This window comes from Neobacillus oceani, assembly GCF_046237595.1.
Taxonomy (GTDB): domain Bacteria; phylum Bacillota; class Bacilli; order Bacillales; family Cytobacillaceae; genus Bacillus_D; species Bacillus_D oceani.
Genome location: NZ_CP143543.1, coordinates 2,458,136 through 2,469,208 on the forward strand (window position 1 = coordinate 2,458,136; position 11,073 = coordinate 2,469,208).

11 protein-coding genes, 1 pseudogene and 1 riboswitch are annotated in these 11,073 nt (G+C 45.4%); of the genes and pseudogenes, 6 read left to right on the forward strand and 6 right to left on the reverse strand.

The annotated features are described in order from the left end of the window. Positions 1 to 15: 15 nt before the first annotated feature. On the reverse strand, positions 16 to 906 hold the full coding sequence (locus V1499_RS12260; protein ID WP_409270205.1) for a putative selenate ABC transporter substrate-binding protein: 891 nt from the start codon (positions 904 to 906) through the stop codon (positions 16 to 18). A 399-nt stretch (positions 907 to 1,305) separates the two neighbouring features. Further along, on the reverse strand, positions 1,306 to 2,859 hold the full coding sequence (locus V1499_RS12265; RefSeq protein ID WP_409270206.1) for an ABC-F family ATP-binding cassette domain-containing protein: 1,554 nt from the start codon (positions 2,857 to 2,859) through the stop codon (positions 1,306 to 1,308). A 191-nt stretch (positions 2,860 to 3,050) separates the two neighbouring features. Between V1499_RS12265 and V1499_RS12270 the strand changes: the two genes are divergently transcribed. Continuing rightward, on the forward strand, positions 3,051 to 3,488 hold the full coding sequence (locus V1499_RS12270; protein ID WP_409270207.1) for a GNAT family N-acetyltransferase: 438 nt from the start codon (positions 3,051 to 3,053) through the stop codon (positions 3,486 to 3,488). A gap of 274 nt (positions 3,489 to 3,762) precedes the next feature. Here the strand turns inward: V1499_RS12270 and V1499_RS12275 are convergent, their stop codons facing one another. Further along, positions 3,763 to 4,359, reverse strand: a complete 597-nt coding sequence (locus V1499_RS12275) for a xanthine phosphoribosyltransferase (protein ID WP_409270208.1) — start codon at positions 4,357 to 4,359, stop codon at positions 3,763 to 3,765. A 128-nt stretch (positions 4,360 to 4,487) separates the two neighbouring features. Continuing rightward, positions 4,488 to 4,589: riboswitch (purine riboswitch) on the reverse strand. Positions 4,590 to 4,882: 293 nt separating this feature from the next. Between V1499_RS12275 and V1499_RS12280 the strand changes: the two genes are divergently transcribed. Both V1499_RS12280 and V1499_RS12285 read left to right on the forward strand, forming a co-directional pair. Further along, positions 4,883 to 6,076, forward strand: coding sequence for a glycine C-acetyltransferase (locus tag V1499_RS12280; RefSeq protein WP_409270209.1), 1,194 nt, complete (start codon positions 4,883 to 4,885; stop codon positions 6,074 to 6,076). 40 nt (positions 6,077 to 6,116) lie between these two features. Beyond that, positions 6,117 to 7,061 (forward strand): L-threonine 3-dehydrogenase, encoded by a 945-nt coding sequence (locus tag V1499_RS12285; protein WP_409270210.1) that lies wholly within the window; start codon positions 6,117 to 6,119, stop codon positions 7,059 to 7,061. A 41-nt stretch (positions 7,062 to 7,102) separates the two neighbouring features. Here the strand turns inward: V1499_RS12285 and selD are convergent, their stop codons facing one another. Continuing rightward, positions 7,103 to 8,170 carry a selenide, water dikinase SelD gene (selD, locus tag V1499_RS12290; RefSeq protein ID WP_409270211.1) on the reverse strand — a complete coding sequence of 356 codons (1,068 nt, stop codon included), beginning with the start codon at positions 8,168 to 8,170 and terminating at the stop codon, positions 7,103 to 7,105. Between the two features lie 174 nt (positions 8,171 to 8,344). Between selD and V1499_RS12295 the strand changes: the two are divergent. Together V1499_RS12295 and selA are read left to right on the forward strand one after the other, a co-directional pair. Then, positions 8,345 to 8,530: pseudogene (locus tag V1499_RS12295) on the forward strand (Rdx family protein); the annotation flags it as partial. 127 nt (positions 8,531 to 8,657) lie between these two features. Then, positions 8,658 to 10,064: an L-seryl-tRNA(Sec) selenium transferase gene (gene selA / locus V1499_RS12300; RefSeq protein ID WP_409270212.1), complete on the forward strand. Its 1,407-nt coding sequence runs from the start codon at positions 8,658 to 8,660 to the stop codon at positions 10,062 to 10,064. A gap of 97 nt (positions 10,065 to 10,161) precedes the next feature. Here the strand turns inward: selA and V1499_RS12305 are convergent, their stop codons facing one another. Further along, positions 10,162 to 10,296, reverse strand: coding sequence for a small acid-soluble spore protein P (locus tag V1499_RS12305; RefSeq protein WP_409270213.1), 135 nt, complete (start codon positions 10,294 to 10,296; stop codon positions 10,162 to 10,164). Between the two features lie 147 nt (positions 10,297 to 10,443). Here V1499_RS12305 and V1499_RS12310 point away from each other — a divergent pair, with 147 nt between their 5' ends. Beyond that, positions 10,444 to 10,704, forward strand: coding sequence for a hypothetical protein (locus V1499_RS12310; protein WP_409270214.1), 261 nt, complete (start codon positions 10,444 to 10,446; stop codon positions 10,702 to 10,704). 131 nt (positions 10,705 to 10,835) lie between these two features. Here the strand turns inward: V1499_RS12310 and sspO are convergent, their stop codons facing one another. After that, positions 10,836 to 10,985 (reverse strand): small acid-soluble spore protein O, encoded by a 150-nt coding sequence (sspO, locus tag V1499_RS12315; RefSeq protein ID WP_409270215.1) that lies wholly within the window; start codon positions 10,983 to 10,985, stop codon positions 10,836 to 10,838. Positions 10,986 to 11,073: the final 88 nt, after the last annotated feature.

The window sequence follows — 11,073 nt, forward strand, 5'->3', positions numbered from 1 at the left end:
AACATCTCACACCAGTTATTTTATAATCTTCAGTTCTTTCGCAACTTCCTCGATTGCTTCGTAGTTTTCATTTTTTGTTTCAATAAATCGATCTGTTGCAAACATATTGAGTCCAGATAGCTGCTCAGGAGTCATTGAAAGGAGAGCCGCCTTTACTTTCTCCTTTGTTTCCTTGTCTACTTTATTAATCGTCCAATGATAATCATAGTAGGAAGGGGTTGTGTAGAACACACGTACTTTATTTGTATCAACCTTTTTCTCTTTTACTGCAGTCTCCCACACAGCTTCGTTCAGGGCACCCGCCATAAATGCTCCGGATTCGATTAGCTTATATGTTGTATCATGCGAGCCGGAGAAATTCGGCTGACCGTCAAAATCCTTAGCCGGGTAAATACCATCCTTCATTAAATAATAGCGGGGCATCAAATGTCCAGAAGTTGAGCTCTCACTTCCGAAGGTGAACGACTTGCCTTTTACATCGGCAAGCGATTCAATTCCAGAATCGGCTTGGGTAATAAACACGGAATGAAATTCTGCATCCCGTGGACGCTGGGCAATCGCTTCTGCTTCAGGCACAAGGTTTCTTGCCTGTACCCCTGTTAGGCCGCCGAAAAAGGCAAGCTTGATTTCACCACGATGGAAAGCGGTCACTAGCGCCGCGTAATCAACAGAAGGGACAAATTCCACCTTCATGCCGGTTTCATTCGACAAATGTTCAGCGACTGCATCCATGCTCTTTTTCATTTCCGTTGCGCTCTGGTCAGGTATCGCACCTATTTTAAACACTTCTTCGTTCTTTTTAGTTTCCTTATTCGCACCTGGTTTGGCGGATTCATCTTTATTGCCGCAGGCAGCCAATCCAACTGCAAGCAGACATACCAACAATAATGCCAAGATTTTCTTCATAAGTTATTCCTCCAGTTTTCTGCGTGTTGTCCTTCAACTGTTGTTAATTTTATAGAAAAAAAGAGAAATAACAATGGATTTAACAATTTAGCCACCATTCAAATTATAGATACCACGCTTATGTGATTATCGGAAAAATCGATAGTTGAAAGGAGGGAGCTTTCCTATCTATATAGGTTGGATTAATAAATTTGTACTCTATAGGAATTTTTCCTCTGTATCCTTTGGAGTGGGTTCCCGCCGTTCCAACATTTCAATGGTTCATTTATAGTTATTTGTCTTCCTAAGGATTTTGATGTCAGTTTTAAAACTTTTCCGCTTGCAAAATTTTTTATGCGGTACAGAAATACCATTAAACAAAACCCCGATTCAAAAGAACCGGGGTCCGATATCATGTTATTAATTTACCTGTAAAGACCATTCTTCAACATTCCAAACCCGTGTTACCCAGCCTTCATAAAAATCAGGCTCGTGGCAGACGAGGACGATTGTGCCCTTGTAATTTTTCAGGGCGCGCTGCAGCTCTTCCTTGGCCGTCACATCGAGATGGTTCGTCGGCTCATCGAAAAGGATCCAGTTGCTTTCGTGCATCATCAGCTTGCACAAGCGGACTTTCGCCTGCTCGCCTCCGCTAAGCTGGCTAAGCGGCCGGGAAATATGCTCGTTTTTCAGTCCGCAGCGGGCTAGCGCGGCGCGGACTTGATGCTGGTCGAGATTCGGGAACTCATTCCAAACATCATCAATCGGGGTAATGTCCATCGCTCTCACTTCCTGCTCGAAATAGGAAGGGAAGAGGAAGTCGCCATGTTCGATTTTGCCGCCAAGCGGAGGAATTTTCCCGAGCATCGTCTTTAATAATGTTGATTTCCCGACTCCGTTGCAGCCTATAATCGCAATTTTTTCACCCTTTTCAATCACCATGTCCATTTTTGGCAAAAGCGGGTGGGAGTAGCCGATTTCGAGATCCTTCGCTTCAAAAACAAACCGGCTGCTGCTGCGAGCCTCCTTGAATTCGAATGTCGGCTTAACCGCTGTTTCTGGGCGGTCGATCCGTTCCATACGGTCAAGCTGCTTCTGGCGGCTTTTCGCGCGGCCTGTTGTTGAGTAGCGGGCTTTATTTTTCGCGATGAATTCTTCCTGTTTCTTGATAAACTCCTGCTGTTTTTCATACGCATTAATATGTTGGTTCTTATTGATTTCCGCAAGCTCAAGGAATTTTTCATACGTCGCTGTATAGCGTGTCAGTTTTGAAAATTCCAGGTGGAAAATCGTATTCGAAACGGAATTCATAAACTCAGTATCGTGCGAGATTAGCAGGAACGCATATGGGTATTCCTTCAAATAGCCGGAAAGCCAACGGATATGCTCGACATCCAGATAGTTGGTCGGCTCGTCAAGCAGAAGGACCCTAGGCTGCTCAAGCAACAGCTTTGCAAGCAAAACTTTGGTCCGCTGCCCGCCGCTAAGGGCTGCAACGTCCCTATCAAGGCCGATCGCATCAAGGCCAAGGCCCCGCGCGGCTTCTTCTATTTTAATATCAACCGTGTAGAAACCGCCGGCGTCCAGCGCATCCTGGATTTCACCCATCCGCTCAAGAAGCTCCTCAAGTTCCTCCGGCGTGGCATCGGCCATTTTGGAGGTAACTTCATTCAATTCCCTTTCTTTTTCGAAAAGAGGAAGGAAGGCGTCCCGTAAAACATCCCGCATCGTGCGGCCAGGAGTGAGGACGGTGTGCTGGTCAAGATACCCATATTGGACACCAGGCGTCCATTCAACGTTTCCGCCGTCATGGATCAATTGGTTTGTAATGATATTCATTAATGTTGATTTTCCCACGCCGTTCGCGCCGACCAGGCCGACATGGTCCTCAGCCAAAAGGCGGAAGGAAACATCTTTAAAGAGGATGCGATCCCCGAATGTATGAGTTAAATTTTCAACTGTTAATAGCGCCATTTTAGTTCTTTTCCTCACTTTATCTTAAAAATACACCTATTTTCCTATCATACAGGATTTTATGGGAAACGGCTATAGGCAAGAATGGAAAAGCTTTGCCAACGTTCATTCCGGACTGATTTTCAAATAAAAAGGAATTAACCGATATTGCAAAGAATAGTTTAGGAGCCACAAGAAAAGGGGGTAGGGGAATGAATGTGAAATTAGTTGAATTGACAAAGGAAAACTGGGAAGAATGCGTGGAGCTTTCCGTGGCGGAGAACCAGAAGGGGTTTATGGCGTCAAATCTGTATTCACTCGCGGAAGTTCAGTACCTGCAAAACTTCGAGGCACTAGGAATCCATGATGGCGAGAGGATGGTTGGTTTCGTCATGGCAGGGCTTGACCCGGACGACAACAATTATTGGATTTACCGATTTATGATCGACAAATCGTTCCAGGGCAGGGGGTATGGAAAAATAGGCTTGAAGGCGGTGGTAGATTGGCTGAAAGGCAAGGACGGTTGCCGGTTGATTATGGTGGGCTACAATCCTGAAAATGTGGCTGCCGAGAAGCTGTACAAATCGGCAGGTTTCGAGGATAAAGGACTTGCCCCTTGGGGGGAAAAGCTTTCCGGGTTGCGTGTTTAATGGTTAAAGGGAGCGGAGAACATTTTTTCAAATATAAAAGAAATATATTTCAGATAAAATGAACTTTATTTCAGATTTTGTTGCACTTTTTCTCAAATTATAATCTTCAATTTCAGTAGGTGAGAACACTTTATTATTTCGCTTGTTACAAAAGTTCAATTTGATTAAAAAAAGTGGACTCCACGTTTGGAATCCACCTTTTAAACAACCCACGTATCAACGCTAGCCTGTTATAATCACGTTAGAAAGCGAGGATGTCTTTGCTATCCCGTTTTTAGATCGAGACTTCCTCAGCGGTTTCATTTACAAATGTTACTTTCCCATTATTTAGAGACTTGATTCTAGCAAGCGATTCGACACGGACGCCTTTAAATTCAAGCAGTTTTCTTCCGCTTTGGAATGATTTTTCTATTACAATTCCAATTCCGGATACCTGGGCCCCGGCATCTTCCGTGAGCTTAATCAATGCAAGCGCGGCCTGTCCGTTGGCAAGGAAATCATCAATAATGAGAATTTTGTCATTTGGGGATACGTATTTCGATGCAATCGATATTTCAGATGTTTCCTGCTTTGTAAACGAGTAGACGCTTGCAGTCAGGAGCCCGTCGGTCATTGTGAGGGACTTTCTTTTCCTTGCAAAAATAACTGGAACGTTCAACTCAAGGCCTGCCATAACAGAAGGAGCGATTCCCGATGATTCCAGTGTCAATATTTTCGTAATTCCATCGTCTGCAAAGCGCGTGGCGAATTCCTCGCCAATTTCACGCATTAAAAATGGGTCGATCTGATGGTTCAGGAATGCATCTACCTTTAAAACACTCTCCGACAATACCCGGCCTTCCTCAATGATTTTTCTTTTCAAGCTTTCCATATATATATCCCCCTGTAAAAGGTAAATTTTTATTTGAATGCAAAAAGCCCAAAGGCATGCTTCCTGATAGGGAGCAATAGCCTTTGGGCTGAAAAACCAAAAGGTAATAAAGGATTAGCCAATTGAGCCATCCTTCCATTGCCACCCATAGCCGGTCCGTTTACGGCGGTCCGGTAGAAACTTGCAGGCCATATTCCTGCGATTATACGAGTGATATTTTAAAAATTAAGGGTAATTATATCATGGAGAACGTGAGTTGCAACGCCTTTATATCCTTCCAATATCTCCAAGAAAACAAACCGCAATAATTGTAAGCGTATACAAAACCCCCGGAGTAATGGTAAAATCAGTTTTAAGAGTGTCCTTCCAGTATGAACAAAGAAGAAAATATGCTATAGTAAGCAGGGAATGAATCGCTTTATATCCCTGTTAAATCGAGGTTTAGTAGTGTCCGCGTCAGAAGGACACCTGTCTGCATAGCCGGAACAAATTACTAGTAAACTAATGATAAGGAGAGATTTCGATGTCGAGCAAAACTCTTGAGCAATTTTTGAACGAGAACCTGGAAGATTTAAAGACAAAAGGACTTTACAATGTGATTGACCCGCTCGAAAGCCCGAATGGGCCCATGATCAAAATCAACGGAAGGGAGCTAATCAATCTTTCTTCTAATAACTACCTCGGCCTGGCTACTGACGAGCGACTTAAAAAGGCAGCTGAACAGGCGATTGAACATTTCGGCGTAGGCGCCGGGGCGGTCAGGACCATTAACGGAACGCTTGAACTCCACATCAAATTGGAGGAAAAGCTTGCTGAATTTAAGGGGACAGAAGCGGCGATAGCCTACCAGTCCGGTTTCAACTGCAACATGGCGGCAATCTCGGCAGTGATGGATAAAAACGATGCCATTTTGTCGGACGAATTGAACCACGCTTCCATTATTGACGGCTGCAGGCTCTCCCGCGCAAAAATCATCCGCTACAACCATTCGGACATGGAAGATTTGCGCGCCAAGGCAAAGGAAGCCCGTGAATCAGGGCTTTATAAAAAATTGATGGTCATTACGGATGGAGTTTTCTCTATGGATGGCGATATCGCGCTTCTTCCTGAAATCGTCGACATCGCGGAAGAATTCGATTTGATGACCTACGTGGATGATGCCCATGGCTCAGGCGTTCTCGGAAAAGGCGCGGGAACGGTGAAGCATTTCGGACTTCAGGATAAAATTGATTTCCAAATCGGAACACTGTCAAAAGCCATCGGCGTTGTCGGCGGCTATGTAGCCGGCAAACAGAACCTTATTGATTGGCTGAAAGTACGGAGCCGCCCATTCCTATTCTCAACATCACTTACACCAGCCGATGTAGCCGCTTCGATTAAATCTATTGAAATTTTAACGGAAAGCACCGAACTGAACGAACGGCTTTGGGAAAATGGCAACTATCTGAAAAAAGGCTTAAAAAAGCTTGGCTTTAACATCGGCGATAGCGAAACCCCGATTACGCCATGCATTATCGGCGAAGAAAAGCTGACCCAGCAATTCAGCAAGCGGTTAAACGAAGAAGGGGTCTATGCTAAGTCGATTGTATTCCCGACGGTTCCAGCCGGCACTGGGCGGGTACGGAATATGCCTACAGCGGCGCATACGAAGGAAATGCTAGACAAAGCCATTTCTATCTATGAAAAAGTCGGGAAAGAAATGGGTGTAATTAAATAATTCCACTTAAAGATGTTTGACTTAGGGGAGGAAATGGAGAATGAAACGTATTTTGCTCACCGGAGCGCTCGGCCAAATTGGTTCCGAGCTGACGATGAAGCTTAGGGAAATTTACGGAAACGACAACGTCATCGCGACAGATATTAGAATGAATGAAGATAATGAAGCCGCAACGAGCGGCCCGTTTGAAATACTCGATGTAACAGACGGAAAGCGAATGGCCGAAATTGCTAAAAAATACAATGTCGATGCAATCATGCATTTGGCCGCATTGTTGTCCGCGACCGCAGAAGCAAATCCGATATTTGCCTGGAACCTGAACATGGGCGGCCTGATGAACGCGCTTGAAACGGCCAGGGAAGTGAACGCACAGTTTTTCACGCCAAGTTCAATTGGCGCTTTTGGACCGTCTACCCCGAAGGAACAAACCCCCCAGGATACAATTATGCGCCCAACGACAATGTATGGTGTGAACAAAGTGGCGGGTGAGCTTTTATCGGACTATTATTTCCACAAGTTCGGAGTCGACACTCGCGGCGTCCGATTCCCCGGCCTGATTTCATATGTTACTCCCCCAGGCGGCGGGACGACCGATTATGCTGTTGAGATTTATTACGAAGCCGTAAAAAACAAAAAATATACTTCTTTCATCGACAAGGGCACATACATGGATATGATGTATATGCCTGATGCTCTTAATGCAATTATCAACCTTATGGAAGCCGATCCGGCCAAACTTATTCACAGGAACTCGTTTAACGTGACCGCGATGAGCTTTGACCCGGAAGAATTGGCAGCGGAAATTAGGAAGCACATTCCTGATTTCGAGATGACGTATGATGTTGATCTCGTTCGCCAAAGGATAGCCGACAGCTGGCCGAATTCCATTGATGCATCCGCCGCCGCGGAGGAATGGGGATTCAGGGCAGAATACGATATCGCCCGCATGACAGCGGATATGCTTGATAAATTAAAAGTAAAATAAAAGCATAAAAAAACGGCAGCCAAAAAGGCTTTGCCGTTTTTTTATTTCCGGATATAAATAAGCTTTTCTTTCTTTTCCGTTACTTTGCCAATGATGGCAGCTTCCTCAAGTCCAAGCGCCTGGAGGTCAGATACGTAAAGTTCCGCTTCTTCGGCCGGCATGGATACGAGCAAGCCCCCGGATGTGATCGCATCGCAGGCGACAAGCTGCTCTTCAAGCGAGAGGCCGCTGTATTCAATGTCATCCTTGAGCCAGGAATGGTTTGACTTTGTCCCGCCAGGAACGATTCCAGCGTGGGCAAGTTCAAGCGAACCGTCCAAATACGGGATGCTCACAAAATCAAACTCAAAGCTGACAGAGCTTCCCCTCGCCATTTCACTTCCATGGCCGAGAAGCCCGAATCCGGTCACATCGGTCACTGCATGGGGATGATACTTTTTCAAGGCTTCGGCAGCGGTTTTATTCAAGAACGCCATCGTTTCGGTCACCTTTTTTTCCTGCTCGGGCGATACCGCACCGCGTTTTATGCCGGTCGTCAGGATGCCGACTCCAATAGGCTTCGTTAAAACTAGCACGTCACCAGGTACAGCACCCACGTTTTTCCAAACCTTTTCAGGATGGACAATCCCTGTGACGGAAAGGCCGAATTTTGGTTCCTGGTCATCAATGGAATGTCCCCCAACAGTAATTGCCCCAGCTTCTTTCACTTTATCAGCGGCGCCACGGAGAATTTCCGATAGCATTTCGGCACCGAGCTTCTTGATCGGATATCCGACAATATTCAGCACCGTTTTGGGTTCGCCTCCCATCGCATAGACATCGCTAAGCGAATTGGCAGCGGCAATCTGTCCAAACATGTAGGGATCGTCAACGACCGGAGTGAAGTAATCAACGGTCTGGATTAACGCGATTGAATCAGTAAGCTGGTAGACGCCTGCATCATCCGATGTTTCATGGCCTACCAACAGTTCCGGTACTGGCTCTTGCTTTGGCAATAGGCGCAAAACTTGCGCCAGGTCCTCTGGACCAATTTTGCAGCCTCAACCTGCTTTAGTCGATAAAGAGGTCAGGCGAATTTTATCCTGCTCGTTCAATTTGTCCACCTCCATTCCATAGTATACCTTTTGCGACAGATTTCCGCACGCAAGCAAGCAGATGATTTGCAGAAGTTTTTAAGGTTATACTAAAATGGCTTTATCTTACTATGGAGAATAATGGAGGTTTTTGCCATGAAGAACCTGGAAGTTAAAATCGAATTTTGCATGATGTGAAACTACGCCCCAAAAGCCGCGGGTCTCGCGGAGGATCTTTTCACACATTTTCGCCGGGATATTTCCAACATGGAACTCATACCGGCCTCAGGAGGAATTTTCGAGGTATACGTTAACGGCGATAAGATTTATTCAAAGGATGAAACAGGAGTCTTCCCGAAGTCGGATGATATAATATCGAAATTGGAATCACTTTAATGCAACGCTCTCCCGAAGGTGGCTTCGGGAGAGTTTTTCTTTTAGGATTAGTCCTCCTATTTCCGTTTGCCTATATGCAAAAATGATATAATGAAGTCAATATTCTTTTGGTGAAGGAGTTTTTCGCTTGAAACAGTTGCTTCGTTCAATCCCGCCAATTCACGAGCTCCAGCAGGACAGCCGATTCCTAAGACTTATGGAAGACACAGGGCTTGATTCCAGCCAGCTTGTCCAGCATGTTCGTACGGCAATTGACGAAATACGGGATTCCATCCTGTCCGGTTTGTGGTCCGGACCGTCTCCCGGAACCTCCGCATTTTTGGATGAATTCTTTTCCATACTTGAAGCCAGGGTTACGGAGGATTTCTCCTATACATTAAAAAAAGTCATCAATGCCACGGGGACAATTCTCCATACAAACTTGGGCAGGGCCAGGCTGAGCGAAGAAGCAATTCGCCATGCCACCGAAGTAGCCGGAAATTATTCAAACCTTGAATACAAGCTGGAGGAAGGAGAGAGGGGCTCGCGGCACAGCCATATTGAAAAGATATTGACAGAAATAACTGGAGCGGAAGCGGCAATGGTTGTTAATAATAACGCCGCGGCTGTTTACCTGATCCTTCGGGCCCTTGCTGGGAACAGGGAAGTTATCGTTTCGAGGGGCCAGCTTGTCGAAATCGGGGGTTCGTTCAGAATTTCTTCCATCATGGAAGAGAGCGGCGCGCAGCTTGTCGAAATTGGAACGACAAACAAAACCCATCTTTTCGATTATGAAAATGCAATTTCCGAAAATACTGCCATGATCATGAAAGTCCATACTAGCAACTTCAAGACAATCGGTTTTACGAAATCGGTCGATACATTGGAGCTTTCTAGTTTAGCCGCCATCCACAAGGACATTATATTTTACGAAGACCTTGGAAGCGGGGCTTTGTATGATTTTCGAAAACATGGGATTGGCGAGGAACCACATGTAAGGGAAGTTATTGAAATGGGAGTGGATATCGTCTCATTCAGCGGGGACAAACTCCTTGGCGGCCCTCAGGCGGGAATCATTGCAGGAAAGAAGCACCTCATTGATAAATTAAAGAAGCATCAGCTTGCAAGGGTAGTAAGAGTCGATAAAATGACACTCGCTGCTTTGGAAGGAACGCTGCTCGCCTATGCAAAGGGAGAAAAAGGGATGTTGGGCATACCGACAATCCGGAACCTTTTGACAGGGCCGGAAGAACTGAAGGAACGTTCTGATGCTTTCATTCGGGCTCTTACTGAAAAAACGGACAGCTACAAGGCAAAGGCGGTTTCGGCTACAGGCCAGGTTGGAGGAGGGACGATGCCGGATGTCAGCTTGCCTTCGTATGCCGTTTCGATTCGACATACGTCCCTTTCTGCAGAACAGCTCGCAACTAAACTTCGGAAAGATGCAACCGAGCCAATCGTCGTCCGTATCCAAAACGAGGAAGTGTTGATTGATTTGCGCTCTGTTACTTCTCTGGAAGAAGAAATTATTATTAAATCTTTAATCAAGTGGTAAAGAAACCGCCAGTTTTCGGTTAGGCCCCTGCGAATTGCAGGGGCTTTTTCCCTTAAATAAAAACTGTGTGAGAACCGCCTAGTTCCAGGGCTTTTCTTTACATGTCGTGGTGGGAGTTGTGTTTTTGGCGGGAATGCTGGCGGTTTTTCACTTTATGCGACCCGCTCATCGGTTCTGGCTGGCTAACGTTCTGGACATTCTTCGCATTTTGCCTGTTCGGTTTTTTAGCCATTTCAATCCCTCCTTCCCATTAGGATGGGTAAAGGGAACATTTCTATTCTGTATAACGGTGGAAGACGAGCCAATCAATGATTGAATAAATCCTTTTGTGCTGGATAATTTAACGGTACATGCTTAACATAATGAAGGAGTGGACACAATGCCATACCATAAAAACAAGCAGCAGGCCTTTCAGGCAGCCCAACAGGGAGTTGAGGAGGCCAGAGATTTGTTCACTGAAATTGTCCGTGACAGCGCAAGCTACGGGCATCAACTTAAACATTTAAAAAATGAAGTCAATGAGGCATATCAGCAAATTGAAAACGCCCTGGAAGTTGCTTCCGAACACCAGCGGATCCAGTTGGAACAGTTCCGCGAGGATTTACAAAGAATGGTTGAAGAAGTAAATAATTTTATGTGAAAGCTTTCCATTCAAAAATTGTTATACGTTAATAAAAAAACAGGCTGGGTGCCTGTTTTTTGTCGTTTACTGAGTTTATTTTTACCTGCGAAAGTGAAAGGCTTGGCGGCGGGCAAAGCCTTTCACATGAATTACTGGTTCTTTTTGCACTTTTTATTGTTCTGCCTTTCCATTTCGGTCAAAGGCTCGGTTCCGGCTTCTTCATTGTATCCCGCGCCAATTCCCTGTGCCTTTGCGGCATTCATGCCAGGTCGGACATGATTCGACCTTCGTTTGGCCATACTTTCACCCCCACATACTATTCTTCCCAGAAACCTTCGGGCAATTAATATCTTTTCCACAATAATAATTTTAGTTAGCAAGAAAGAT